Origin of the sequence: Bhargavaea cecembensis, from assembly GCF_001619585.1 — a bacterium.
Taxonomy (GTDB): Bacteria; Bacillota; Bacilli; order Bacillales_A; family Planococcaceae; genus Bhargavaea; species Bhargavaea cecembensis_A.
On sequence record NZ_LQNT01000011.1, the window covers coordinates 521,586 to 544,912 of the forward strand.

General features: G+C 54.8%; 29 protein-coding genes. 6 read left to right on the plus strand and 23 right to left on the minus strand.

Features of this window, described 5'->3' with window-relative positions:
* Window positions 1-3 precede the first annotated feature (3 nt).
* Genes AV656_RS16195 through AV656_RS13380 form a run of 4 tightly spaced genes read right to left on the minus strand, consistent with a single transcriptional unit; the run spans window position 4 to window position 1,188 of the window.
* On the minus strand, window positions 4-171 hold the full coding sequence (locus tag AV656_RS16195; protein ID WP_082818747.1) for a thiazolylpeptide-type bacteriocin: 168 nt from the start codon (window positions 169-171) through the stop codon (window positions 4-6).
* Between the two features lie 43 nt (window positions 172-214).
* Window positions 215-394, minus strand: a complete 180-nt coding sequence (locus AV656_RS13375) for a thiazolylpeptide-type bacteriocin (protein ID WP_063182772.1) — start codon at window positions 392-394, stop codon at window positions 215-217.
* 49 nt (window positions 395-443) lie between these two features.
* Window positions 444-605: a thiazolylpeptide-type bacteriocin gene (locus AV656_RS16200; protein ID WP_082818748.1), complete on the minus strand. Its 162-nt coding sequence runs from the start codon at window positions 603-605 to the stop codon at window positions 444-446.
* A 37-nt stretch (window positions 606-642) separates the two neighbouring features.
* The gene (locus AV656_RS13380) at window positions 643-1,188 is read right to left on the minus strand and encodes a hypothetical protein (RefSeq protein ID WP_063182774.1); all 546 of its coding nucleotides are present in this window, start codon (window positions 1,186-1,188) and stop codon (window positions 643-645) included.
* Between the two features lie 239 nt (window positions 1,189-1,427).
* On the opposite strand from AV656_RS13380, the gene AV656_RS16425 reads away from it, so the two are divergent.
* Together AV656_RS16425 and AV656_RS13385 are read left to right on the plus strand one after the other, a co-directional pair.
* Window positions 1,428-1,568 carry a hypothetical protein gene (locus AV656_RS16425; protein ID WP_156484871.1) on the plus strand — a complete coding sequence of 47 codons (141 nt, stop codon included), beginning with the start codon at window positions 1,428-1,430 and terminating at the stop codon, window positions 1,566-1,568.
* 216 nt (window positions 1,569-1,784) lie between these two features.
* Window positions 1,785-3,092, plus strand: a complete 1,308-nt coding sequence (locus AV656_RS13385; RefSeq protein ID WP_063182776.1) for a helix-turn-helix domain-containing protein — start codon at window positions 1,785-1,787, stop codon at window positions 3,090-3,092.
* 84 nt (window positions 3,093-3,176) lie between these two features.
* On the opposite strand, the gene AV656_RS13390 is transcribed toward AV656_RS13385, so the two are convergent.
* The gene (locus AV656_RS13390; RefSeq protein ID WP_063182778.1) at window positions 3,177-3,911 is read right to left on the minus strand and encodes a sulfite exporter TauE/SafE family protein; all 735 of its coding nucleotides are present in this window, start codon (window positions 3,909-3,911) and stop codon (window positions 3,177-3,179) included.
* Window positions 3,912-4,079: 168 nt separating this feature from the next.
* Between AV656_RS13390 and AV656_RS13395 the strand changes: the two genes are divergently transcribed.
* Together AV656_RS13395 and AV656_RS13400 are read left to right on the plus strand one after the other, a co-directional pair.
* A complete protein-coding gene (locus tag AV656_RS13395; RefSeq protein ID WP_231877302.1) occupies window positions 4,080-4,622 on the plus strand; it encodes an RNA polymerase sigma factor in 543 nt (180 codons plus the stop codon).
* Window positions 4,609-5,289 (plus strand): hypothetical protein, encoded by a 681-nt coding sequence (locus tag AV656_RS13400; protein ID WP_063182782.1) that lies wholly within the window; start codon window positions 4,609-4,611, stop codon window positions 5,287-5,289. The genes AV656_RS13395 and AV656_RS13400 overlap by 14 nt, the downstream gene beginning before the upstream one ends.
* A 53-nt stretch (window positions 5,290-5,342) precedes the next feature.
* On the opposite strand, the gene AV656_RS13405 is transcribed toward AV656_RS13400, so the two are convergent.
* The 7 genes from AV656_RS13405 to AV656_RS13435 all read right to left on the minus strand — a co-directional run bounded on the left by AV656_RS13405 (window position 5,343) and on the right by AV656_RS13435 (window position 13,075).
* Entirely contained in the window at window positions 5,343-6,293 is a 951-nt protein-coding gene (locus AV656_RS13405; protein WP_063182784.1) for a hypothetical protein, read from the minus strand.
* A 135-nt stretch (window positions 6,294-6,428) separates the two neighbouring features.
* Window positions 6,429-6,908 carry an acyl-CoA thioesterase gene (locus AV656_RS13410; RefSeq protein ID WP_063182786.1) on the minus strand — a complete coding sequence of 160 codons (480 nt, stop codon included), beginning with the start codon at window positions 6,906-6,908 and terminating at the stop codon, window positions 6,429-6,431.
* A 306-nt stretch (window positions 6,909-7,214) separates the two neighbouring features.
* Window positions 7,215-8,258 (minus strand): ABC transporter ATP-binding protein, encoded by a 1,044-nt coding sequence (locus AV656_RS13415; protein WP_063182788.1) that lies wholly within the window; start codon window positions 8,256-8,258, stop codon window positions 7,215-7,217.
* Window positions 8,255-9,334, minus strand: a complete 1,080-nt coding sequence (locus tag AV656_RS13420; protein ID WP_063182790.1) for an ABC transporter ATP-binding protein — start codon at window positions 9,332-9,334, stop codon at window positions 8,255-8,257. Before AV656_RS13420 ends, AV656_RS13415 begins: the two co-directional genes overlap by 4 nt.
* Before the next feature lie 11 nt (window positions 9,335-9,345).
* On the minus strand, window positions 9,346-10,398 hold the full coding sequence (gene opp3C, locus AV656_RS13425; RefSeq protein WP_082818750.1) for an oligopeptide ABC transporter permease: 1,053 nt from the start codon (window positions 10,396-10,398) through the stop codon (window positions 9,346-9,348).
* Window positions 10,395-11,327 (minus strand): oligopeptide ABC transporter permease, encoded by a 933-nt coding sequence (gene opp3b / locus AV656_RS13430; RefSeq protein WP_063182791.1) that lies wholly within the window; start codon window positions 11,325-11,327, stop codon window positions 10,395-10,397. Before opp3b ends, opp3C begins: the two co-directional genes overlap by 4 nt.
* Before the next feature lie 95 nt (window positions 11,328-11,422).
* Complete coding sequence (locus tag AV656_RS13435) at window positions 11,423-13,075, minus strand: peptide ABC transporter substrate-binding protein (RefSeq protein ID WP_063182792.1); 1,653 nt, start codon at window positions 13,073-13,075, stop codon at window positions 11,423-11,425.
* Window positions 13,076-13,205: 130 nt separating this feature from the next.
* Between AV656_RS13435 and AV656_RS13440 the strand changes: the two genes are divergently transcribed.
* On the plus strand, window positions 13,206-13,568 hold the full coding sequence (locus tag AV656_RS13440) for a DUF3899 domain-containing protein (protein ID WP_063182793.1): 363 nt from the start codon (window positions 13,206-13,208) through the stop codon (window positions 13,566-13,568).
* A 102-nt stretch (window positions 13,569-13,670) separates the two neighbouring features.
* Here the strand turns inward: AV656_RS13440 and AV656_RS13445 are convergent, their stop codons facing one another.
* The 10 genes from AV656_RS13445 to AV656_RS13490 all read right to left on the minus strand — a co-directional run bounded on the left by AV656_RS13445 (window position 13,671) and on the right by AV656_RS13490 (window position 21,124).
* Window positions 13,671-14,597, minus strand: coding sequence for a dipeptidase (locus AV656_RS13445; protein WP_063182794.1), 927 nt, complete (start codon window positions 14,595-14,597; stop codon window positions 13,671-13,673).
* Window positions 14,584-15,312: a gamma-glutamyl-gamma-aminobutyrate hydrolase family protein gene (locus tag AV656_RS13450; RefSeq protein WP_063182796.1), complete on the minus strand. Its 729-nt coding sequence runs from the start codon at window positions 15,310-15,312 to the stop codon at window positions 14,584-14,586. The genes AV656_RS13445 and AV656_RS13450 overlap by 14 nt, the downstream gene beginning before the upstream one ends.
* Before the next feature lie 75 nt (window positions 15,313-15,387).
* Complete coding sequence (locus AV656_RS13455; RefSeq protein ID WP_063182798.1) at window positions 15,388-16,311, minus strand: S66 peptidase family protein; 924 nt, start codon at window positions 16,309-16,311, stop codon at window positions 15,388-15,390.
* A complete protein-coding gene (locus AV656_RS13460) occupies window positions 16,308-17,132 on the minus strand; it encodes a M55 family metallopeptidase (RefSeq protein ID WP_063183022.1) in 825 nt (274 codons plus the stop codon). Before AV656_RS13460 ends, AV656_RS13455 begins: the two co-directional genes overlap by 4 nt.
* A gap of 137 nt (window positions 17,133-17,269) precedes the next feature.
* Complete coding sequence (locus tag AV656_RS13465; protein WP_063182800.1) at window positions 17,270-17,773, minus strand: GNAT family N-acetyltransferase; 504 nt, start codon at window positions 17,771-17,773, stop codon at window positions 17,270-17,272.
* Window positions 17,773-18,171: an immunity protein YezG family protein gene (locus AV656_RS13470; protein WP_063182802.1), complete on the minus strand. Its 399-nt coding sequence runs from the start codon at window positions 18,169-18,171 to the stop codon at window positions 17,773-17,775. The genes AV656_RS13465 and AV656_RS13470 overlap by 1 nt, the downstream gene beginning before the upstream one ends.
* Window positions 18,172-18,196: 25 nt before the next feature.
* Window positions 18,197-18,595, minus strand: coding sequence for an immunity protein YezG family protein (locus AV656_RS13475; RefSeq protein ID WP_082818765.1), 399 nt, complete (start codon window positions 18,593-18,595; stop codon window positions 18,197-18,199).
* Between the two features lie 31 nt (window positions 18,596-18,626).
* The gene (locus AV656_RS13480; protein ID WP_063182807.1) at window positions 18,627-19,040 is read right to left on the minus strand and encodes an immunity protein YezG family protein; all 414 of its coding nucleotides are present in this window, start codon (window positions 19,038-19,040) and stop codon (window positions 18,627-18,629) included.
* Window positions 19,040-19,525 (minus strand): immunity protein YezG family protein, encoded by a 486-nt coding sequence (locus AV656_RS13485; RefSeq protein WP_231877289.1) that lies wholly within the window; start codon window positions 19,523-19,525, stop codon window positions 19,040-19,042. Before AV656_RS13485 ends, AV656_RS13480 begins: the two co-directional genes overlap by 1 nt.
* Before the next feature lie 171 nt (window positions 19,526-19,696).
* Window positions 19,697-21,124, minus strand: coding sequence for an aldehyde dehydrogenase family protein (locus AV656_RS13490; protein ID WP_063182809.1), 1,428 nt, complete (start codon window positions 21,122-21,124; stop codon window positions 19,697-19,699).
* Window positions 21,125-21,215: 91 nt separating this feature from the next.
* Between AV656_RS13490 and AV656_RS13495 the strand changes: the two genes are divergently transcribed.
* Complete coding sequence (locus AV656_RS13495; RefSeq protein WP_063182811.1) at window positions 21,216-22,064, plus strand: aminoglycoside N(3)-acetyltransferase; 849 nt, start codon at window positions 21,216-21,218, stop codon at window positions 22,062-22,064.
* A gap of 142 nt (window positions 22,065-22,206) precedes the next feature.
* Here the strand turns inward: AV656_RS13495 and AV656_RS13500 are convergent, their stop codons facing one another.
* Window positions 22,207-23,196 carry a DUF4003 family protein gene (locus AV656_RS13500; protein WP_063182813.1) on the minus strand — a complete coding sequence of 330 codons (990 nt, stop codon included), beginning with the start codon at window positions 23,194-23,196 and terminating at the stop codon, window positions 22,207-22,209.
* Window positions 23,197-23,327 lie beyond the last annotated feature (131 nt).

Sequence of the window (23,327 nt, forward strand, 5' to 3'; positions counted from 1 at the left end):
GGCTCAGCAAGAGCCGCAGCAGGAAGTGGAACCGCAAGTGGATGTTGCGCTGCAGGATGTTGAGCCTGAGCTTGCCGTTGTTTCAGGGATGGCGCTCACTTCGTCGAGGTCGAGGAAGTCGACATCCACTTCGAATTCCTTTTTTGTTTGCTCTTCCGGTTTGTTATTCATCTGAATCTCTCCTTTATGGTTGGGTTTAGTGGTGGTTCCGGTTTCAGCAGGAGCCGCAGCAGGATGTCGAGCCGCAAGTCGATGTGGCGGAACAGGATGTTGAGCCTGAGCTTGCCGTGGTTTCCGGGATGGCGCTCACTTCGTCCAGATCGAGGAAGTCCACGTCCACTTCGAATTCCTTCTTCGCCTGTTCATTTGACTGGTTGTTTACTGGTTTGTTCATTGGTATCTCCCCTTTTGTTTGATGGATGGTTTTCGGCAGGTCCTTGCCGTCAGCATGAGCTGCAGCAAGAGGTTGAACCGCATGTGGAGGTCGCCGAACAGCCGGACACCCCGGAACTTGCCGTTGTTTCAGGGATGGCGCTCACTTCATCAAGATCAAGGAATTCCACCTCGATCTCGAACCCCTCCGACTTCTGTTGTTGATCATGCATCCTGTTTCCCCCTTTCAACGAATGCAGGAAGGGCCGATCAATCTCCCGCTTCCGCAATCCATTGAATGCTGAGCAGCGGCAGGTCCGGATGATCCGGCCCGGCTGTCTCCGGATAGTCGGTCAGATTTCCGTGAAGAGAAAGAACAGAACTTAGTCCGTGTGCAAGTTCCAAGCTCATCCCGCGGAGTCTGTCGGTTTCTTGATCCGGATGAATCCCGTTTTGGAAGTAACCGACGGCCAATGGTGTTTTAAGGCCGGAAGGTCCCAGTTGGTGCCTGATCTGGCGGATATCAATCCGATCCGTCAGACGGAATGCATCTTTCCGAAAATCCGGAACATACACGCCCGGTCCCGGCAGGCCTTCCACCACGCCCTCCCGGAACAGGATGACGCCAGGTGTCAGTTCCCGGGCCGCCTCCTCTTTCCGCCGGAATGCCTCATACAGCATCTGTGCCAACGTATTCACATGAAGCATCGGTTCGTTTGATTCATGTGCGGCGGGCGTCCGGTCGCTGCGGAATATCCGGAACGGAACCAGTCTCAGTTCCCGTTTTTCCGGAAGCTGTCCGGCTGCCTTGTTCATTTGTTTTCACCTCCTTTTGGTGTAGCCCAATCGTAGGACGGTTTAAAAGTAAAGCTCAATAAGTAAAACAAGCACAAAAAAACAGCCGGTTAACAGGCTGCAAACCGGCTGACTTTACTAAAATTCCGGGGTTGAATTGTGACATAAACACGTCGATAATTAACTGAATTTTACTTCTTCTCTTTAACATTTCCTCTCCATTACGATGAAGTTACAAAACGAGCAGGGAGGAATATACAATGAAAAAAGCAAAAGCAATTCTGTTGAATGTCCTGGTAGTCACAGTGATGGTTCTTCCGGGGATGGCATCTGTAGGGCTGGGGGCTGACGACATGATCAATCCTTTTGATAAAGGGGAACGCGGTGAACAATTCCTCTAAACACGCCTTTCGGACGAATATCGACCGTTTTCACCATACTTTCTAAGCCAAAACGGTGATTGATGGGAAATTTGTCACCACTATGAATAAGCCTTTAAGATCAATTCCTTCCGCAGCGGAGGAGTTTTTTTTTGTCCATCGAAACTGTTAGGTAGATTCTGGTTCCATTTAAGGATATTTGAAGGGGATTATTTAGTAATGGAAGGAGTCCATATAATGGAAGTGGGGGAGCGACTGAGACAAATCCGCATACATAAAGGATTTACGCAGTCTGAGTTGGTCGAGGGGATCTGTTCGGTCACCTACATCAGCCGAATTGAAGGCGGAAAAGCAAAACCGTCAGGACGGTTTATCAAAGAAGTCGCAGGTAAGCTGGGGGTTCTCCCGTCACTGATCCTGGAGCCGGATAATGATCGGGATGAGCAGGAAGTCGATAAACTCTACGAGTCGTTCAGATCCGGAAAACCGCTTGATGACTCCGAGGCATCATTCCTTGGAATGACAGCCCTTGAAAATCATTCACCCAAAACGTTTTTCCAGATCTATACCATGCTGATCGGACACACATCTTCACAGGAAAACCCGGCCACTGATGTGGAGGAATACGTCCGGCGCTCTGAAAACCTTCTGCCTACTGAGCCGGAACCTCAGCATGTGGAAATTGCCCTCGATTATTATCGGGCCCTGTCCCGTTTCTACTATTCCAGACAGCAGTTTGAAAAAGCTTACCGCTATGAAAAGATCATCGAAAAACATCTGGACGACAGCTCTCCCGGCATCGACCATGCGAGGAATTCTTTCAACCTGGCCCTCTCGCGCACACAGCTGGATGATGACACCGATCTGGAACTTGCCCTTCACTACGGCAAGCAGGCATTGGAGATTTTCCGGCAGGAAGACCATCAGAGGGGTGTTGCGGATTGCCTGACCACATTGTCGATCATCACCCACAGAATGGGAGATTTTGAAGACGCGCTTCATTATCTGGATCAGCTGGACGATCAGACGCTCAGCTACCTGGCGGATCTCGATCAGTCCTCGGACGGACATGCCACCCTTTCCAAGCGGGCCGTGATCGATTATAACTATGGCCGGATCTATCAGAAGATGGGTGATTCGGGACAGGCCCGATCCTATTTTAAAAAGAGCCTTGAATTGGACACGCTCGCACAAAACGAAAAGTTTACCACCCCCGTTCTGACGAGGCTTGCGGAGCTATATGCCGAACAGAAAAACTGGGAACGGACAGAAAACTACCTCAAACGGGCATTCGACGTAGCCGAACGGTACGACCTGCCGGGATCAAAAGTTCTGCTCCTGCACAAACAGGCCCATCTCCACAAAGTAAAGGGTGACGAGCCGGCCTATGAAAAAGAGATGCAGAAAGCCATTCAGCTGGCATCCGACTGGAATTTTATCGTGGATGTGAAAGAAATCAGCACGGAATTGGCCGATCATTACTATGAAGTCCGTGCATATAAAATGGCCGCAAAGTATTACCGGTTTGCACTTGAAAGAGACTGATCCGTCCCGCTCCCGGTCACGGATCTTTTTATTTGCAGTCAAAAACGCCAAGTCCGGATTGGACTTGGCGTTTTGATTGGGTCATTAAAGAAAGTTCTCCGCCGCAATCTGGACGATCAGCAGAAGCGTGACCACCCGCAGGATCGGTTTGACGAATCGCGGATTAATTTTTTCGGCGATATGGACACCGACCCGTGCGCCGGTCAGCGATCCGAGCATAAGCGCGATGGCAACCGGCCAGATGATGTGGCCCGACGTGATGTAGCCGATCGCCGCTCCGAATGCGCTCGAGAATGTGGCAACACGGACGAATCCGATCGCCCGGATATAGGAAATGTTCAGGTGGCCGAACAACTGCAGGAGAATCGTCGCCTGGCCTGGCCCGAACAGGCCGTCGTAGATGCCGATGCCAAACAGGCTCGGAACGGCGGTCTTGCTTGGCTTCAGCTTCGCATCTCCGCTGAAGTCCCCTTTTGAGAGGAAAGAGAAAATGAACGCCACCACCAACAGCACCGAAGCAATCGTCAGCATCGCCTCTTCACTCAGCCCGTTTGCGATAAAACCGCCGGCAAGACCGCCCGACAGCGATACCGGCATGATCCAGTACAGTTCCCTAAAGGAAATCTTCTTCTTCAGGAGGACCGTCAAAAACGTCGAAAGCGAACTGACCGTATTGGAAATCTTGCTCGCCCCGACCGCGGCGTGGACCGGTATGCCGATCAGAAGCATCGCCGGCAGCGTGATCAATCCGCCGCCCCCGGCAAGCGTCCCGATCGTCACCGCCACGAGCCCGATAAAAAATAGCCCGATGTATTCCATCACCGCACCTCCCTCTTTCGTTGGTAATATTAGTATACGCCTGTTTTACCTATAAGGAAATTAGAAGGTTTTTATGAATTACAATAACGTTTTCTTATCAATAGAAATGAGTCCCGACAGGACCGATATCCGTCTAATCATTGAAAAGGAGGTGAGCGCTTGGACGTCATGGCACACAGTCCCGCTGAAACCGAGGCTGGTCACCGCAAACTGTTCGACGACCTCGTGCGGCGGTATGCGGATGAGCTAAAGCGGATTGCTTACATCTATGTCCATGATCACGCAGAGTGCGAGGACATTGTCCAGGAAGTGTTTATCAGCTGCTACACGAACCTGGGGAGCTTCCGGCAAGAATCCGAATATAAAACTTGGCTGATCCGAATCACCATCAACAAATGCAAAGACCACCATCGGAAATGGAGTTTCCGCAACCTGGTCTACAAGCCGGTAATCGGCCTGTTCAAAACCGGTCCTTCCGCCGAAGAAAAGCTGATGGGCCGCCACATCTCCCAGGAAATGATCGGCCGAGTCTCCGCGCTCCCCGCAAAATACAAGGAAGTGCTGATCCTCTACTATTATCAGGATATGGGTGTAGCAGAAATCGCCGCGGTTCTCGACATGAACGTCAGCACCGTCAAAACCCGGCTGCAGCGCGGAAGGGAATCCCTGAAGCGTTCACTGGAAAGGAGCAATGTGAATGGATCCGTTTGACCGGAAAGTTTCATCGGAGCTGAAGCAGTCTGTGAACAGTGAAATCCGGTTCACGGCACGTGAAGAAGAAAGGCTTTACCACTCCATCAATACGGAGAGAAAGCGGAAAGCCCGCCCGGTCTATTGGGTAGTCGCTGCGGCAGCCACCGCCCTGTTCATCCTACTAGGGGCTTCATTCCTGACGCCGGACCTGACAGAAGAGTTATCGGCATCCCCGGAAACGACCGCCCCGGATCCTGCCATTCCGCCCGCAGATGTCAGTCCGGGTAAATCTACCGCAGTTCTTGCAGATGACGGTCTCTGGGAAGAACTCAAAAACGTTGAACTGTCATCCCGTGAGATCAGCCGCAGCGAACGGGCGACCAGCTATGAATTCACCGTTGTGAACCGGTCTTCCATCCGACTTGTGGACCTCCGGCTGTACGCAAGCTATGACCGGATTGATGACAATCAGATACAGGGAAATCCATTCCGTGCTTCCTTGTTCTCCGACCGGGAACTGGCACCGGGCGAAACATACTCCTTCACAACAAGCCTGCCGTCGGCTGTTTTCCGCGAGGACAAGGTGAATCTGGACAGCCTCACCCTCGATTTGGAAGGATACGCCGGGGAAATGAAACCGGAGCGTTATTTCTCCGTCGGCCGATCGGAAAGTGTTGCGGAATAAGTCCGCTCATGCGAAAGCACCCGTGATCTGAATGGTCCCGGGTGCTTTTTTGATTATGAAAGGATAATCTCCCGCTCCCGAGCGGCAAGGCGTGCAATCTCTTCATCGGTACGCGTGAGCCGGTCGCGGAGTTCACGCAGCACGCGCTCGACATCGGCGAGGACACGGTCCAGCTCGCTTTTTGCCTCCGTGATGCGCGAGTGGACCATCCAGTCCGTGAAGACGTTGTCGAAGAAAAAGTCCGCGAAGTTCAGGAAGTCTCCCCGGTTGACCGTCAGGCGCTGCTGATCGAATTCCTCGATATCCGCGAGCTCCGACTTGAACCGTCGCAGGGCGCGCTGGGCGCGGTGGATCTTGTCGTCGGAACTGTTGATGCTGGAATACTTCATGGCCGTGACGATCATGCCGCCCCCGAGGAACGTATCCCACATCGACATCCCTTCCGCATTGCCGAGCTGGCTCATTGCGGACTGCATCACCCGGCCGGCATCCTGACCGGCGTGGATCGCTTCCTCGATTTCCCGCCGGAGCGACTGGAGCATCGCCCGCTCATCGGCCACCTGCTGGAGCTTTCTGACTGCATCTTCGTCGTTGTTGCGCATCCACAGTTCTTTTTCCTGCAGGAACGCTTCCCAGTCATCATCGAGGAATTCATACTCCGGACGGTCGAGTTCGGCCTTCAGCGCGTCCGTTTCTTCTTCCAGATCCATGAGCACTTTCTCGGCTTCATTGAACTTCAGCTCTGCTTCCGCCGCCTCATTCAGTTCCTTTTCCATGATTTCATCCATCTTGCCGGTCAGCTGGCGGAACTTGTTGGCAAATGAAAATTGTCCAAGCTTCAGGACGTCCTGCTGTTCTTTTGTGAGGCGTGCCTTTAGCCGGTCGTAGTTGCGCCTGGCCTCAGTGCGCTCAGCGTCTTTTGCTTCATATCGTTTTTTCATCCGGTCCCGCTCTGTCATCCGCATCCGGAGATCGGTCTGCCGGTCGTAGATTTCTTCCCTCATCTTCAGAGCACCCCCTGATTTATCTACGATTTTATCACTGCCAGGTTTCATTTCTCTTATCTTGGCATGGGTCAGCAGATTGGCGGGAAATCGAAAAACCGTGTCGCGGGAGTTTCCCGCAGCACGGCCTTTCTGTCATGAATGCTTGATCTGCTTTCGTTCCTGCCGGTTCGCGCGCCGCGCCGGAGCCTTATCGAACAACGCTTTTTCCGCCTTTGTCTCCGGGTACACCGGAGCAACCGGCGTCGGCTTGTTTTCTTCGTCCATCGCTACCATCGTGACGAATGATTCGGTCGTCAGCTTGCGGGCACCGGTGACGATGTCAACCGAGTGCACCTGGACAAACACTTCCATCGACGTCCGCCCCGTGGAGCACACGACGGCTTCGATCTCGAGTACGTCGCCGACTCGTGCCGGCGAGACGAAATCAACCGAATCGACCGATGCGGTTACGACTGCAGCACCGGCATGCTTACTCGATGCAATCGCGCTCATCTCATCGAGATAGGCGAGTACCTGCCCTCCAAAAATGGTACCGTGATGGTTCGTGTCCGGCGGCATGACGAGTTTCGTTGTTCTCGTCCGTGACCGGCTCATAGGGATCGCTTCTGCCATATGGCAACACCTCTTCCGTCCGGATGCTTGTCCGGGTTGGTACGCAACAGTATACCTGAACTCTCCGGCAGATGCATCGCCCAAAGCGGATGGGCCGGCCTGCCTATTCATCACCGGTCTCTTAATTGCAACCTTCGACGCCTTATTGCATTTTCGGGCTTCTTATTTCAAGTCCGGATCCCTTGTTTCAACTCCAGATTCCTTATTGCAACTCCAGGCCCCTTATTGCAACTCCGGACCCCTTATTGCAACTCAGTACTTCCATCCCAAAAGGAAACCTCCCCGGCTGGCCGGGGAGGTTCGGCATTATATCGTCTTCAGTTCCTTGCCTTCTTTCGCCATGATCTCCGGGTCGTACAGGTGACAGGCGACGGAGTGGCCCGGTTTGACTTCGCGGAATTCCGGGTCGATCGCCGCGCAGCTTTCCATCGCGAATGGGCAGCGGGTGCGGAACCGGCAGCCGGACGGAATATCCGTCGGACTCGGGACATCACCCGACAAAATGATTTGTTCGCGGGTACGCTCCTTCTCCGGGTCCGGCAGCGGGATTGCCGACAGCAGCGCCTGGGTGTACGGATGGAGCGGCTTTTCGTACAGCTTCTCGCTCCCGGCGAGCTCGACGATCTTGCCGAGGTACATGACGGCGATGCGGTCACTGATATACTTCACCATCGACAGGTCGTGTGCGATGAAGAGGTACGTGAGCCCGCGCTCCTCCTGCAGTTCTTTGAGCAGGTTGACGATCTGCGCCTGAATCGAGACATCGAGCGCTGCAATCGGTTCATCGGCGACGATAAATTTCGGCTCAACGGCAAGCGCACGCGCGATGCCGATCCGCTGGCGCTGGCCACCGGAGAATTCGTGCGGATAGCGCCCGGCATGGTTCTTGTTCAGGCCGACCAGCTGAAGGAGTTCATGGACTCGCTTTTCACGGTCCTTCTGAGATAGGTCGGGATTGTGGATGACAAGGCCTTCCGAAATGATTTCGGAGACGGTCATCCGCGGGTTGAGCGACGAGTACGGATCCTGGAAAATCATCTGTACATCCCGGTTGATCCGGGTTTTGGTTTTCCGGTCGAGCTTTCCCTTCAGCTTCACGCCGTCAAAGTGCACCTCGCCGTCCGTCGACTCATAGATCCGGGTAAGTGTGCGCCCGACCGTCGACTTGCCGCAGCCGGACTCACCGACAAGGCCGAGCGTCTCGCCCTTTTTAATCGAAAAGCTGATGCCGTCGACCGCCTTCAGCACAGTTTTCCGGTCGAGGCGGAAATGTTTCTTCAAGTCGTTGACGACAAGCAGGTCATCCTGTCCGGCATTCCTGATGTTCTGTTCCTTCAATTCATGTGTCATACCGGCACTCCTCCCGCTGCATCGATGGCGGCCTGATCGGCTGCGATTTCCGACGTCTGCCGGCCTTTCCGGATCACTTCCGGCACATGTTCCTCCGGCGTGCGCTCATCCTGCAGCCAGCACCGCACGGCCTGAGTGCCGCTCACTGCAGTGTAATCAGGATTGAAGTCGTGGCACACCTTCATCGTGTACGGGCAGCGCGCGGCAAACGGGCAGCCCGTGCCGAGCGTCGCAGGATCCGGCGGAGAACCCGGGATCGGGATGAGCGGCTCTGTGCGCGGAGCGTCCAGGTTCGGCATCGACCGGAGCAGGCCGAGCGTGTACGGGTGCTGCGGGCTGTAGAAAATCTCATCCAGCGTGCCCTGCTCGACGACTTCACCGGCGTACATGACGGCAACGCGGTCGGCCATGTTGGCGACCACACCCAGGTCATGCGTGATCAGGACGATCGCAGTGTCCATTTTTTCCTGAAGGCCGCGCATGAGGCGGAGAATCTGTGCCTGGATCGTGACGTCGAGCGCCGTTGTCGGTTCGTCGGCGATCAGGACCTTCGGGTTGCAGGCAAGCGCGATTGCGATGACGACGCGCTGCCGCATCCCTCCGGAGAACTGGTGAGGATAGGCATCTAACCGTGCTTCTGCGTTCGGAATGCCGACCAGCTCAAGCATTTCCTTCGCCCGCTCGCGGGCCTGCTTTTTCGTCAGCTTCATATGGCGGGAAAGTCCCTCCATGATCTGCTTGCCGATTTTCATCGTCGGGTTCAGCGACGTCATCGGGTCCTGGAAGACCATCGAGATGTCCGACCCGCGGATGTTCTGAATTTCCTTCTTGGAAAACTTCAGAAGGTCCTTCCCCTCGTAGCGGATCTCGCCCTCGGGAATCATCGTGTTCTGCTTGGGCAGCAGCTGCATGATCGACTTCGCCGTCACCGACTTGCCGGAGCCGGACTCGCCGACGATTGCGAGCGTCTCCCCCTTTTTCAGAGAAAAGTTGACGCCCCTTACCGCCGGGACCTCGCCGTTGCGGGTCTTGAATGAAACATGCAGGTTGTTGACTTCAAGGATGTGGTTGTTCATTGTCTGACCCCTCACTTTCTCATTTTCGGATCGAGCGCGTCGCGCAGCCCGTCTGCCAGAAGGTTAAAGCAGATCATGACCAGGCTGATGACGACCGCAGGGATAAGCAGCTTGTACGGGAACGAGCGGATGGCATCGTATCCATCCTCGATCAGCACCCCGAGCGAGGCAAGCGGAGCCTGCAGCCCGAGGCCGATAAAGCTCAGGAACGCTTCGAAGAAGATTGCCGTCGGAATCGTGAACATGACGGTGACGATGATCGGCCCCATCACGTTCGGAAGTAGGTGCTTCCTCATCAGCCTGGAATCCGAGGCGCCGAGTGTCCGTGAGGCGAGGACGAATTCCTGCCCCTTCAGCTGGAGCATCTGGCCCCGGACGACACGCGCCATCCCGACCCATCCGGTGATGATCATCGCGAGGATAATCGACCGGATGCCCGGCTCGAGTATCAGGATAAACAGGATGATCACGATGAGGTTCGGGATCCCGGTCAAGATCTCGATGATCCGCTGCATGACGTTGTCGATACGGCCCCCGTAATAAGCGGAGATGCCGCCGTAGATGACCCCGATCACGAGGTCAAGGAACGCCGCGACGAGTGCGATGAACAGGGAGATCTGCGTCCCCTTCCAGACACGCGTCCACAGGTCCCGCCCGAACTCGTCGGTGCCGAACCAGTAGTTGGTCTCTACACCACGCTGGGCGTATTGGTCAACGCCATTTACGTCTTTCCCGTCAAATCCGAGCCATTCGAGACCCGCGACCTTCGGAGGTAGGTTCGAGTGCGGAATATGCTGCTCGCGGTAAGTGAACTCGTTCATCGACGGTCCGATGAGTGCCATGGCGCCGAGGATGATCAGGAGAACGAGGGACACGACCGCGCCCTTGTTCTTGAACAGGCGTTCCATCGCCTCTTTCCAGAAAGTCGGTGCGGGTGCCGCCAGCTCCTCCCGTGCCGTTGCATCAAGGGGTTGCGGGACGAACAGGTCCGCGGACGGTTCCGCCGGACGGTCTTGGCTGCGGAGATTCTTGAAGTCTCCGTCATTCGGCTGGATGGTCGTCATGCCTTGCTTCCCCCTTTCAGGTCAATGCGGGGATCAAGCAGTCCGTACAGCACATCGACGACGAAGACGACGAAGATGAAGAGCGCACTGTAAAGCAGCGTGATGCCCATGATGACGCTGTAGTCGAGCACGAGGATCGACAGCGTGAACTGTTCACCGAGACCAGGCACACCGAAGATTTTCTCGATGACGAGGGTACCTGTCATGATCGATACCGCAAGCGGTCCGAGCATCGTAACGACCGGGATGAGGGCGTTGCGGATGACGTGCTTCCAGATGACGCCGGATTCATTCAGGCCCTTGGCCCGTGCGGTCGTGACATAATCCTGACCGAGCACCTCAAGCATCTCGCTCCGGATAAACCGTGCGACGGTCGCGATGACGGTCACGGACAGGGCAAGCGAAGGCAATATGGTACTCTGATAGTTTTCCCACAACGCAACCGGCAGCCAGCCGAGCTTGACGCCGATATAGTATTGCAGAAGCGCCGCGAAGACGAACGACGGAATCGACATGCCAAGGACGGCGATGGTCACCGACACGTAGTCAATCGCAGTGTTGTGGCGGAGTGCTGAAATGATTCCGAGCACGAGGCCGATGATTGTGCCGAAAACGAGCCCCTGAAGGCCGATCAGCGCGGAAGGCCCGATGCGGTCGCCGATCATGCTCATGACGGTACGGCCCTGGTACTGGAATGAATAGCCGAGATCACCCTGGACCAGGTTGCCGATATAGGTGAGATACTGGAGCGCAACCGGCTTGTCGAGCCCGTATTTTGCATCCAGGATCGCCCGCTGTGACTCGGTCAGCTTTTCCGCGTTCGAGTAAGGCGTACCCGGAAGAAGCTGCATGAGCAGGAACGTCGCAGATACGATGATGAACAGCGTAATGACAGCATAGGCAAAGCGTTGTATCAGATAGCGTTTCATGATGTCGGTCACCTCGCTTTAGTTCGGTGCGGTTGAAATATAAGAAAAGCGGGGCCGCACCAGTGGCTCCCCGCTTGTCTGCTGCTATAGAAGAATTATTTGACCGATGCCCACTTGAGCGAGAGGTCTGCGCCAGCCGGGTGGATGACAAGGTTCTCGATGCTCGGGCGTGTCAGGTACGTATTGCCCCGCTGATAAAGCGGTGCGACCGCGGCATCTTCTTCAAGAAGGACCTTCTCGATTTCGAGGAGGGTCTTGTAGCGGTTGCTGAGGTCAGTGTCCGTGCGTGCTTCGGCTACAAGCTCATCCAGCTTCGGATTGCTGTAGTCCATCCGGTTCGCCGAACTGCCGTCTACCCACATATCGAGGTAAGTCATCGGGTCGGCGTAGTCAGGTCCCCAAGTCGAGAGCGAGAGATCATACTCGATCGCCTTTTCGATTTCAAGACGCTGGGCGAATGGAACTGCCTTCAGTTCAAGCTTGAATCCAGGCAGGTTGTCTTCCAACTGGGCCTGCAGGTATTCGCCGACTTTCTTCATTTCATCCGTGTCCGCGATGTTCAGGGAAACGGTCAGGCTGTCGATGCCTGCTTCCTCAAGGCCTTTTTTCCAGAATTCCTGTGCTTCCTCTGCAGTGCCTTTATTGATGTCGCCGTTCAGTTCGCGGTAGTCTTCGCCTTCAGGGGAGTTGTAGTACCCTTCAGGAACGACACCGTAGAGTGGCGTGGAACCGTCTTTGAGAATGACATCGGTCAGTCCGTCACGGTCGATTGCCATATTGACTGCTCGGCGGATGTTCGCATTGCTCAGCACTTCATGGTTGTGGTTAAAGCGCAGGAACACGATTCCGGACGCTTTCTCGTTCGTGAATCCATCGTTGTCCTGGTACTGGTCAACGAGGGAAGACGTCAGCTTCACGCGGTCTACTTTCTCGGTTTCATACAGGTTGGCGCCGGACTGAGGGTCCTTGACGACGACAAACTCAGCCTTGTCGAGTTTGACGTTTTCGGCATCCCAGTAGTCTTCGTTCTTTTCAAGTGTCCAGCCCTGCTCCTGCTGCCATTCGGAGAATACGAATGGACCATTCGCGAGAACGTTTTCAGCTTCAAGCGCGTACTGGTCACCCTGCTCTTCGACGAACGCCTGGTTCTGAGGCAGGAAGGTCGCGAATGCGAGCAGTGTCTCGAACAGCGGGTTCGGCGCTTCGAGTGTCACTTCAAGCGTTTTTTCATCGATTGCCTTGACGCCGAGCTCATCGGCATCCACTTCTTCATTCATGATCGCTTCGGCGTTTTTGATTCCCGCCGTGACGAGCATGTAGTTGTACGGGCCGGCTTCGCGCATGACGCGCTTCCATGCGTACTCGAAGTCCTGGGCCGTTACAGGCTCTCCATTGCTCCAGTTCTGTTCACGGAGGGTGAACGTGTGAACGGTTTCATCTTCGTTTTTATCGTGCTTCTCGGCCATGGCGAGTTCCACTTCATTCGACTCGTTCTGGCGGTAGAGCCCTTCATTGATGTTGTTCAGAACGTTAAATGCGATTGAGTCATGTGCTTTCGTGGAGTCCATTGTCGGGATGTCCGATTGCTCACTCAGGACAATCGTCTGCGCCGCAGAACCATCCCCCTCGGCGCCGCTTTCCCCTTCTGAGCTTCCGCCGGACTCGTCCCCGCCGCTGAAGTTACAGCCCGCAAGGATGAGGGCAGCCGCAGCCGGTGCCATAAAGCGAGATACCCACTTCTTGTTCATACCATTTCCCCCTAATCTCTATCGAAATGTAATCTCATTTTACGTATACTACGGATATAAAGCAATATCTTTTTTCACAATTTAGATAGTTTAAACCGTTGTTAATATTAAGTATGAAAGTAGGGCGGACATGAATCGACGTTATGCACCGGTTATTTTTGTCATCCCCCCGATGTTTGTCGGATGGTCATGGATGACACACACACCTGACCCCGTGCAGGCCGCTGATATACTATTCTGGGCAAGCATTCTCGTCCTCATCACCGGGGGTGTTCTTTATATCGCCAGGCATGATGTAACAGAGACTTTTACAAGAAACTGGAGAAAATTCTTCCGATCGCTGAACCGGAAAGAGAGCTACATCAGGGAAGCGGAGGGCGGGAAAAAAGACCCGGAGTTCAGGAAAGCTCCTCTCCCTTACCGTCCTGTGCTGCTTTTCGGACTGTATCTGTTTACCGTAAGCATCATCGCATCCATACTTGCGATGGCATAGGGCTGTCATTTTCTGTGGTTATTTCCCGGGAAATTTGTCGGAAGGCGTCGAAGAACAACACAAAAAGACAAGGTCCCGCCGTAGCGGTCCCTTGTCTTTTCTTCATTTCGGCCGGTTTTCGAGGAAGTTCCGGTAGGCGAAGCCTTTAACCTGGTCCTCCGAATACCGTTTCAGCAGTTCGTTGATCAGGTTTTGCTGCATCGAGGCGTCGGACAGGTTCTTCACTTTGTCGTCGATGCCGTCAAAGTCAGAGCCGAGGCCGATGAACTTCTCTCCGCCGAGGCTGCAGAAATGGTCGATGTGGCGAATCAGGTCATCGATGGTCACTGAACCGCCTTCCTTGATGAATGCCGGGCAGTAGACCACATGGATCATGCCGCCCTTATCAAACAGCGCATTAGCCTGGTCGTCATAAAGATTCCGGACATGGTCGCGGACCGCCCGGGCGTTCGAATGGCTCGCGATTGGGTAATCCGCCGTCTCGATCACGTCCCAGAATGCCTTCTCGCAGAGATGTGACACGTCGGTCAGGATCTGGTGCTCGTTGTTGAACCGGACAATTTCGCGGCCAAATGTCGTGAGGCCGGCCCCTCGCGGCTCGCCTGCACCGTCTGCTGCCAGGTTCGCATTGTTCCAGGTCAGTCCGACCGAGCGGACACCGAGTTGGTGGAGGATCGACAGCTTCTTCAGGTCGTTGCCGATTGCGTCCACGCCTTCAAGCGTGAGGAGAGCGCCGGTCTCCCCTTCCTTCAGTGTATCGATGTCCGACCAGTCGCGGATCAGTTTCATGTCCGGGTTGTTGCCGAGGACATCCGTGTAGAACCAGTGCACCTGGTCGAGGGCCGCCTGGAACTTCTCTTCCGCCTTCATGTCCGGCCAGATAAAGATGGCGAAAGCCTGGATCTTCACCTCACCCTTGCGGAGCCGCTCCCGGTTCGTATCCAGTTCCGGCGCATCGGCAAACCGGATCTTGCCGTCTGCTTCATACAGTTTCAGCAATGCATCACAGTGCAGGTCAATGATTTGCAATGGTGCCAGCCCCTTCCTTTGCTGTTTCGATGAACCGCTCAAACAGGCGGAGCGATGTGCTGTCCCCTGCCGCGGCGAGTGCTTCCGGATGCCACTGGACGCCGACCGCGAACCGGTGCTCCGTGCTCTCGACCGCCTCAATCACGCCATCTGACGCCACGCCTGATACTGCGAACGGCGCCTTCACATCTCGGACCGCCTGGTGGTGGTAGGAATTCACGCGGAAGTTCTCGGCCTGTGCAGCCTCCCGCAGGATGCTTCCCTCTGCCGATTTGACGAAGTGGGACAGATGAACCCGGTTGGCGCGCTGACTGTGCTGAAGCAGCTGCCGGTCAATCTGGGAGTAGATATCCTGATACATGTCGCCGCCCTCCGCAATGACCATGACCTGAAGGCCCCGGCAGATAGTGAGGAGCGGCATGTCTCGTTCCAATGCGCCCTTGATCAGCGCAAGCTCTGATGCATCGCGGCCGGGCGAGATCTCCCCGAGCTTCGGATGCGGCTCTTCTCCGAACAGCGTCGGGTCGATGTCTCCCCCTCCTGAAACAACCAGCCCGTCCAGCGCGTCCAGGATCCGGTCTGCATCATTCTCCGTGTCAATCGGAATGAGCATCGGAATGCCGCCGGCCCTTTGGACAGCGGTGATGTAGTCGTGGTTCAGGACGTGCTTATAGTCCAGTTCAACATGGGTCGTGATGCCGATGAGCGGTTTCATGGTGAATTTCCCCCTTATATTAACCTTCATTGATTCTAATATTAGCTTGATGCATCTGTCCGGTGCCCGGACGCCTTACTGCACGCCCGGCAGGATCGTGAGCGTCTTGGCCTCCGCGTCCAGGTACGCTTCGACGCCGAGCGGGACCGCGAAGTGCGGCTGGCAGTGGCCAATTCTGAAACCGGACACAACCGGCTTTCCTAACTCTTTAAAGAAGTCCTCGAACACCTCTTCATAAAAGAAGTCGCCCTTATGATTCTTAGGATATTTAAAGTCGCCGATGACGATGCCGGCCACCCGCTCCAGTACGCCAGACTGCCTGAGCTGTGTCAGCATGCTGTCGGTCCGGTAAGGCTCTTCGTCGGTGTCTTCGATGAGGAGCAACTTTCCGTCGAACGACGGCGCGAACTTCGTGCCGATGCTGGAAGCAATCAGTGAGAGGTTTCCGCCAATCAATTGCCCGCGCGCGCTTCCGCCGGAATACGTAGTGAGCGGCGAAACCGATTCATCGTAATGGAGCTCGAGCGGCTGGAACAGCTGGGCAAAGAGTTTGGCCGACAGCGGGTCAAAGTCATCCTTGACGACGTCCGACTCGAGCATCGGCCCGTGGAACGTCACCAGGTCCGAATACATATGGATGGCCTGGTGGAGCGCAGTAATGTCGCTGTATCCCCAAAGGATCTTCGGGTTTTCCCGGATCATCTGGTAGTCGATCTTCTCAAGGTAACGAGCGGAACCGTAACCCCCTCTTGCGCAGATGATGCCTTTGACATCCGGATCCCTGAACATGGCGTGCAGGTCGTCCAGCCGTTCCTGGTCGGTACCAGCGAGGTAACGCTCCTTTTTCCCGACCGACTTGCCGATCTTCCAGTTGAGGCCAAGCGATTCCAGAAAGGCGAGCGAGCGCGTCAGCTGTTCGGTTTTCGGCGGGCTGGACGGGGCGATGATGCCGACGGTGTCGCCCCGCTTCAGCCGCTCCGGACGGATCAGTTCCGTCATCGGTAGGTGGTCTGCAGCGCAAGCTCAATCATGACGAGCATCGCGCTGTACGCTTCCAGGATGTCTTTCGCTTCGAACCGGACGACCGTCGACCCCGGTTCGATTTCGCAGCCCGGCATGAATGCCGCCCATTCGGCTTGGCCGTAGTTCGTGAACTCGATGCGGAGCACCGGGTTGTCCGGGGGCGTCAGCGGTTTGACGTTGCCCCGGTTCGCGATCGCTTCCGCTGCCTTTTCCTTCAGAAGTTCATGCGCCTTCTGTGGGGATAGGGATCGGACCGCGGAACGCGTAAGCGACGTTTTTACTGCCGCCGTCACCACGCCCGGTATCAGTTCCTCCGCCTCGCGGCAGGCCCCGTCATCGCCCGCCACCATGATGACCGGCACGCCGTGGTAACCCGCGATGTACGCGTTAAAGCCGATTTCCCCGATCTCCTGCTCATTGATCCACATGTTGCGGACCGCATGGATCATCGAGTGGCTCATGACGCCCGGCTGTCCTGCGCGGGAATGGTAGCCTGTGAAGATAGCGCCGTCATACGTATTGTCGAGGCCTTCCACCATCGAGTACAGCTTCACCCCACCGTTGATGAGCTCCGCCTCTGGATGGAGTTTCTCAGGCAACAGGTTGTTCATCTTTGAATGGCTGTCGTTGACGAGCACATGCTCCGCACCCCCGGCCAGTGCCCCTTCGATAACCGCGTTGGCGTCCCCCGTCATGAGGCTTCGCCCGATTTCGTAGTTGTGCTGGGTTGAATCGACGAACGTGTAATCCGGGATGCCCGTAATCCCTTCCATATCGACCGAAAGATAAATATTCATCGGTTCGCCTTCCTTCTTTTCAGAACTGTTTTCGTTTTCGAAATACAAGTCCACTTTAGCAGAACGAAGGGTGCCGGACAATGCGATTTCCCGCTGGACATGAAAAAACGGAAGCCGGCGGGGCTTCCGTGTTTCGATTACCATCTAAGGATCATCAGGTCTTCGTCATAATACTTCCCGCTGACTTTCAGAGCGTTGGGCTCGGTTCCGTATACCTCGAAGCCCAGGGACGTGTACAGCCTCCTGGCCGGGGCGTTGTGGGCTACGACAGCCAGATGGATCTGCTCCAGTCCGTCGCCTTCCCTGGCCCGCCTGATCAATTCTTCCAGCAAGGACTTCCCAACGCTCCGGCCCCTCGCTTCCGGCGCCACATACATGGCGAAGACATTTCCCCTGTGCCGCATCTTGGGGGACTCTTCACGCTTGAACGTTACGATGCCGGCCAATGACCCATCTTCCTGAAATGCCCCCAGGACAAACTGATCTTGACCCGGCTTTAAGCGGTCCCCCACAACCTCAAGCGGGTATGCAACTTCCTGCTCGTACGTTGAACCAAAGGCTTCAGGGTTATTTTTCAGGGCACTTAAACGGACTTGCTGGTACGAATGGGCATCGGACTCGTTTAACAGGCGGATCTCCATCAGAATTCCCCTTTACTCGTTGTCTGGTATGTATATTCATTAATTCTACTTTGATTCAATCCCATATTTGGCCTTCCAGGCTTCACGTTGCTCCACAACGTAAAGTTCGTCCACGGCTCCTGACTATTGGCCATAAACTCGTCCTGCAATTGTCCGATCTGTTTTCGCAGCATGCGTTTAAGCCGTGTATATTCATCGCGGTCGACCTCAAACAGCCGGGAAATGCTGAGGCTGAGTACAGGTTCTGCCCCATTGTCCGGAAAGTAGTAGAAATAGATTGTTGAAAAATCATCCCACATTTCGGCGTAGAGTTTCACCAGTGTCCATTTCTCCGGAATCATTTCAATGACGGTATCCGCAATCTGTTGATAAAAGAGATTCAACTTTTCATCCGTCATTTGGATTCGCCTTCCTTCCAGTATGTCAATCGATTCCGTACTTGGCCTTCCACGCTTCGCGCTGCTCCCCGGGATCCGCTTCTGTCAAATCTTCATATCCGTAGTCGACATGGAACGTTCCATTACGGTTGAGAATGAAAGTGAAATTCGTCCAAGGCTCTTGTCCATCCGACTCGAACGCTTTTTGTAGGGACAAGGCGGTACGTCTAATCTTGCGTTCCTGCTGATGAAACTCCATTTTATCGATAGCAAAGCGTTCTGGAATGGAATAACTCAATATTGGCTTTTCACTGCTTTCAGGGTAATAGTAAAAATAGGCTGTGGAGTATCCTTTCCATCCTTCTACATAGAGTTTTACGTTCTTCCACTCTTCCGGAATCGTTTCATCAATTAACTCTGCGATTTCTTGGTAAATTTCTTTCATTTTCTCCTCCTTGGAGAACAGCAGCATCGTTTTATTTAATCCCGTATTTTACTTTCCAAGCCTCTCGCTTCTCCCCCGGATCCAGTTCTGTTAAATCCTCATATCCGTATTCGGCCTTGAACGTGCCGTCATGATTTAAGATCAACGTGAAGTTCGTCCATGTTTCCATATCCTGTTCACTGAACAACTGTTGAAGAGCCAGGACCGTCCTTCTCAGCTGACGTTTCTGCAGAATAAAATCATCTGGATCAACAGAAAAAAGGTCCGGAATATCTAAGTTTAGAATCGGCAGAGTGTTACCTGCCGGGTCGTAATAGAAGTAAACGGTAGAGTAGCCTGGCCAACTTTCAGCATAGAGCTTCACAGTGCTCCATTCCTCAGGAATCATTTCGATGATTTGTTGCGCAATTTCTTCATAGCACTTGTCTATTTGTTCTGTAGTCATTAGTCCCTTACCCCCCCATAAAGATAGTCGGATTCCCAACGTTTTCGTTTTTCAAGAGGGTTAAGATCTGACAGGTCACTGTAATCATAGTCGATCTTTATTTTTCCATCGTTTTGCAAAGAAAGTGTCAGGTTCGTCCAGGGGTCTTCATCCTGGTTTTCGGATTCATTCCATAGAGCTTTGACGTGGTCATATAATTGCTCATCCAATCGATCAAATGTTTCCTGGCTGACCTCATATTCATCAGGGATATCCAGACTGTATACGTGTTCGCCGCTTCCCGCAGGAGAGTAGTAGAAATAGCATTTATAGTACCCATCCCAATACTCGGCGTACAGCTTTACCCAACCCCACTTTTCCGGAATCATCTCAAGTACTGTATTTGCAATGTCAGTATAAAGATTTTCATTTTTTCCTGTGTCCACCAAATCCATCCTCTCCAGACAGCTTATTCCCCATTTCGATTCTTGACCGATTTTCTCCATACATCTATTCTACCGGGATACGACTGAGCGCGAGGCGGGGTTTCCTAAGTTGGAAGAAAAGAGGAAGAAAGCCCCGGAAGATTGGGCGGAAAGAACCAAAAAGCCGGAAGAGGGATGTCCTCTTCCGGCTTCTGTTTTATCGGTTGTTAATTACCTTAAATCCCCGAACACTCAAAACGTCGTCTTCACCGTAATGAACTTCAGCTCGGTCATGCCGTCGATGGCGTATTTGACGCCTTCGCGGCCGTAGCCGCTCATCTTGACGCCGCCGTATGGCATGTTGTCGACTCGGAATGTCGGGATGTCGTTGATGATGACGGCGCCGGCTTCGATTTCGTCTGCGGCTTTCATCGCGGATTCGATATCACGCGTGAAGATGCCGGCGTTCAGGCCGAATTCGGAATCATTGACGAGATCAATGGCTTCGTCGAGGTCCGAGTACTTCATGATCGTGACGATCGGGGCGAACACTTCCTTGCAGACGACGTTCATGTCCGGCGTGACGTCTGTCATGACGGTCGGGGCAATGCCGTTCTGGACACGCTCGCCACCCGTACGGACGGTCGCGCCGGCTTTTTTCGCTTCTTTGATCCATTCCATGGCACGGTCCGCCTCGCCCGGGTGGATCATCGAGCCGACATCAGTCGCTTCATCCGCCGGGTCGCCGATCTGAAGTTTCTCCGTTTCCGCAACGAACTTGTCCACGAATTCATCGTAGATGCTGTCGTGCACGTACACGCGCTGGAGCGAAATGCACACCTGCCCGGCAAAGCCGAATGCGCCAGTGACGGCTCGCGGCATGATTTTCTCGAGCGGTACGTCCGGTTCGACAATCAGCGCGGAGTTCGAGCCAAGCTCGAGCGTCAGCTTTTTCAGGCCGACCTTCGATTTGATGTCGAGTCCGACCGGCACGCTTCCGGTGAACGTCACTTTCTTCACGAGATCGTTCGTGATGAGCGGGTCGCTCAGTTCGCTTCCGCTCCCCGTCACGATCTGGAGGGCGCCATCCGGCAGGCCGGCTTCCTTGAAGATCTCAGCGAGCGCCAGAGAAGAAAGCGGCGTCTGCGTGGCCGGCTTCAGGACGACCGTGTTGCCGACGGCGAATGCCGGCCCGAGCTTATGTGCGACCAGGTTCGACGGGAAGTTGAACGGCGTGATTGCCGCGACAACGCCAAGCGCCTCCCGCTTTGTCCAGCCGATGCGGTCCGTGACGCCGGGTGCCGCGTCCATCGGCACTGTCTCTCCGGAAAGCGACTTGGCCGCTTCCGCCGAAAACTGGTACGTCGCAATCGTCCGGTCAATCTCTCCACGCGCGGTCTGGATCGGCTTGCCGGCTTCCTTCACGAGAAGCTGCGCCAGCTCTTCCTTCCGCGCCTCGATCAGGTCGACGGCCCGGTAAAGCAGTTCGGCCCGTTCGTATGCCGGCCATTTCCTGAACTCGAGAAACGCCTCATGGGCGCCTTCAATCGCTTTTTTCACATCTTCTTCATCCGCTTTTGCAACGGTTGCAATCACTTCCTGGGAATACGGCGACTTCAGCTCATACGTGCGTGCCGCATCCTTCCATTCCCCATTGATCCATAGTTTCCATGTTTCCATTTCCCAGCACCTCCCTAAATTATTCTATACCCGTTCCGTACGGGGACCAAATCAGGTACTCTTATTAAAACGGTTTCAGGAGGAAAGAACGATGAACGAACTGGATGTTGTGCTCCGGACAGGGGAATTCATTTCAAAAGAAACGATTAAAGAGCATCTGCTTCATGCGGGCATCGGGAAAGGCGACCGGATCATCGTCCATACATCGCTGAAAAAGGTCGGCTGGGTATCCGGCGGAGAGCAGGCTTTTGTCGAGGCGCTGCTCGAAACCGTAACGGCGGACGGGACGGTCGTCATGCCGTCACAGTCCTCGGACAATTCCGATCCGAAGCACTGGATGATGCCCCCGGTCCCGGAAGAATGGCACGAGCCGATCCGGCGCACGATGCCGGCATACAATCCTCATCTGACGCATCTGCGCGGAATGGGCAAAGTTCCCCAATGCCTCCACCGCCATCCGGAGACAATCCGTAGCCCACATCCGGCGCATTCGTTTATCGCCTGGGGGCATGATGCAGCGGAATGGATGCGGGATCACCCGGTGGAGGATTCCTTCGGGGAGGGTTCCCCGCTCGGAAAGATGTACGGCTCCGGCGTGAAGGTCCTGCTGATCGGAACCGGCTATGATTCCTGCACGGCGCTCCACCTGTCGGAATACCGGGCTCCGGGCCTAGAAAAATACAGGGACGGAGCGGCAGTAATGGTTGATGGCGAGCGCAAATGGATCGAATACGACATGGCCGACCTGGAATCCGACGACTTCCCTCCGCTCGGGATGGCATTCGAGCGCGAACATCCGGAAGCGGTGACCCGCTGCAAAATTGGTCAGGCGGACACCCGCGTAATTGGCATGGACCAACTTGTCGATTTCGGAGTGGAATGGATCACGAATTGGCGGGAGAAGAAGAAAGTTGTGCAGGTGGAGAAAACGACTGAGTGAACGTGCAGATCGGTTAGCCGTTCGGCTCAACGTAGCGGCACGGCTAATATGGGCACTAATTGAAAAGACTCCATAAATGGACGATTCCCGCAATGCCTGCCATGGCGTTGCGGGAATCGTTTTCTCTTTGTCCTTTGGCCGTTCAGGAGCTGCCGTCTCCCCCGCCGCCGGCCGCTGCTGCCGAAGCCGCGGCAGCGGCGCCACTCGATGCCATAATCGCCTGCTGGGCTCGGAGCACCTGTTCCACAGACGCGGCGATGCCGATGTGGGCCGCCTGCTCTCCTGTGGTCATTTCCATCAGCACTGACTGAATGGCCGCTGACAACGCCATTTCTTTGTACCAGCGGAACAGTTTCATTTCCGAAAGAACCTTTGCCGTCTCCACGATGTGGTCCACCTGGGATTGTTCCACGTGGAACACTGTGAGAAGCCCGATTGCCGGATAGTGAAGCGGCTTCACTTTCAGCCCCTCCGCTTTTAGCCTGCCGCGGATTTCTGAAGCCTTTTCCGCCCGGTTCTCTTCAAAGGCGGCATTGCCGTAGGTGATCGTCTGGGACATCCACTGCAGCTCATTTCCAAAACGGAAACCGCGGGTCTTCAGATCCTGGTAATACTGGTGCATCACTTCGGCCAGTTCCGACGGACTGTCTGCATGGCTGCCGAGCAGCACGGCAAATGTGTAGTCATCATCTGATGTAAGGATGCGGTGCCTGCGCTTCATTTCGTCAAAGAGCATCTTTCCGGCAATCGCCTCACGGCGGGCCTCTCCTTCCTCATCCGAAAGCAGCGTCGCCGCCAGATAGGAATGGATCGTGTTCCTGAAGCCGAGTCCTTGGAGGATCTCCTGTTTCTCAAACAGATCGTCTGCCATTTCCTGCGCGCCTTCCCCCGACGCATCCAACAATGCAGAAATCAGCGGGTGGAACTGGCCCCGGACCGGAGAAAAGAGGCCTGACCGCTTTTTGAGCGCATCAGCGACTTCCCGGAGCCTCCGGGCATCAAATTCCTTTTCTCCAAGCGCGTAGATCCCCGCAATCGACAGCAGCACCCGCTTGTCGACCGTCCAGCTGAATAGGTTCAGGAGCTTTGGGTAAATCGTTTCATAGCGGTTCTTGATCGTGGCCGTTTCCATTCGGATCACTCCTCTTGACTGGTATACGGACGGACGTCGCCATAGTTTCGTTTTTATTGCGGCAGAAGCCGGGCGTTCACGTTCCGGCCTGGAACTTGCACAATCGCTTTACGTCCCCATCTCCATAGCAT

Excerpts from the sequence above, each read along its gene's own strand:
- AV656_RS16195 (WP_082818747.1), bottom strand. The coding sequence starts at position 171 with ATGAATAACAAACCGGAAGAGCAAACAAAAAAGGAATTCGAAGTGGAT.
- AV656_RS13375 (WP_063182772.1), bottom strand. The coding sequence starts at position 394 with ATGAACAAACCAGTAAACAACCAGTCAAATGAACAGGCGAAGAAGGAA.
- AV656_RS16200 (WP_082818748.1), bottom strand. The coding sequence starts at position 605 with ATGCATGATCAACAACAGAAGTCGGAGGGGTTCGAGATCGAGGTGGAA.
- AV656_RS13380 (WP_063182774.1), bottom strand. The coding sequence starts at position 1,188 with ATGAACAAGGCAGCCGGACAGCTTCCGGAAAAACGGGAACTGAGACTG.
- AV656_RS16425 (WP_156484871.1), top strand. The coding sequence starts at position 1,428 with ATGAAAAAAGCAAAAGCAATTCTGTTGAATGTCCTGGTAGTCACAGTG.
- AV656_RS13385 (WP_063182776.1), top strand. The coding sequence starts at position 1,785 with ATGGAAGTGGGGGAGCGACTGAGACAAATCCGCATACATAAAGGATTT.
- AV656_RS13390 (WP_063182778.1), bottom strand. The coding sequence starts at position 3,911 with ATGGAATACATCGGGCTATTTTTTATCGGGCTCGTGGCGGTGACGATC.
- AV656_RS13395 (WP_231877302.1), top strand. The coding sequence starts at position 4,080 with ATGGCACACAGTCCCGCTGAAACCGAGGCTGGTCACCGCAAACTGTTC.
- AV656_RS13400 (WP_063182782.1), top strand. The coding sequence starts at position 4,609 with ATGGATCCGTTTGACCGGAAAGTTTCATCGGAGCTGAAGCAGTCTGTG.
- AV656_RS13405 (WP_063182784.1), bottom strand. The coding sequence starts at position 6,293 with ATGAGGGAAGAAATCTACGACCGGCAGACCGATCTCCGGATGCGGATG.
- AV656_RS13410 (WP_063182786.1), bottom strand. The coding sequence starts at position 6,908 with ATGGCAGAAGCGATCCCTATGAGCCGGTCACGGACGAGAACAACGAAA.
- AV656_RS13415 (WP_063182788.1), bottom strand. The coding sequence starts at position 8,258 with ATGACACATGAATTGAAGGAACAGAACATCAGGAATGCCGGACAGGAT.
- AV656_RS13420 (WP_063182790.1), bottom strand. The coding sequence starts at position 9,334 with ATGAACAACCACATCCTTGAAGTCAACAACCTGCATGTTTCATTCAAG.
- opp3C (WP_082818750.1), bottom strand. The coding sequence starts at position 10,398 with ATGACGACCATCCAGCCGAATGACGGAGACTTCAAGAATCTCCGCAGC.
- opp3b (WP_063182791.1), bottom strand. The coding sequence starts at position 11,327 with ATGAAACGCTATCTGATACAACGCTTTGCCTATGCTGTCATTACGCTG.
- AV656_RS13435 (WP_063182792.1), bottom strand. The coding sequence starts at position 13,075 with ATGAACAAGAAGTGGGTATCTCGCTTTATGGCACCGGCTGCGGCTGCC.
- AV656_RS13440 (WP_063182793.1), top strand. The coding sequence starts at position 13,206 with ATGAATCGACGTTATGCACCGGTTATTTTTGTCATCCCCCCGATGTTT.
- AV656_RS13450 (WP_063182796.1), bottom strand. The coding sequence starts at position 15,312 with ATGAAACCGCTCATCGGCATCACGACCCATGTTGAACTGGACTATAAG.
- AV656_RS13455 (WP_063182798.1), bottom strand. The coding sequence starts at position 16,311 with ATGACGGAACTGATCCGTCCGGAGCGGCTGAAGCGGGGCGACACCGTC.
- AV656_RS13460 (WP_063183022.1), bottom strand. The coding sequence starts at position 17,132 with ATGAATATTTATCTTTCGGTCGATATGGAAGGGATTACGGGCATCCCG.
- AV656_RS13465 (WP_063182800.1), bottom strand. The coding sequence starts at position 17,773 with ATGGAGATCCGCCTGTTAAACGAGTCCGATGCCCATTCGTACCAGCAA.
- AV656_RS13470 (WP_063182802.1), bottom strand. The coding sequence starts at position 18,171 with ATGACGGATGAAAAGTTGAATCTCTTTTATCAACAGATTGCGGATACC.
- AV656_RS13475 (WP_082818765.1), bottom strand. The coding sequence starts at position 18,595 with ATGAAAGAAATTTACCAAGAAATCGCAGAGTTAATTGATGAAACGATT.
- AV656_RS13480 (WP_063182807.1), bottom strand. The coding sequence starts at position 19,040 with ATGACTACAGAACAAATAGACAAGTGCTATGAAGAAATTGCGCAACAA.
- AV656_RS13485 (WP_231877289.1), bottom strand. The coding sequence starts at position 19,525 with ATGGAGAAAATCGGTCAAGAATCGAAATGGGGAATAAGCTGTCTGGAG.
- AV656_RS13490 (WP_063182809.1), bottom strand. The coding sequence starts at position 21,124 with ATGGAAACATGGAAACTATGGATCAATGGGGAATGGAAGGATGCGGCA.
- AV656_RS13495 (WP_063182811.1), top strand. The coding sequence starts at position 21,216 with ATGAACGAACTGGATGTTGTGCTCCGGACAGGGGAATTCATTTCAAAA.
- AV656_RS13500 (WP_063182813.1), bottom strand. The coding sequence starts at position 23,196 with ATGGAAACGGCCACGATCAAGAACCGCTATGAAACGATTTACCCAAAG.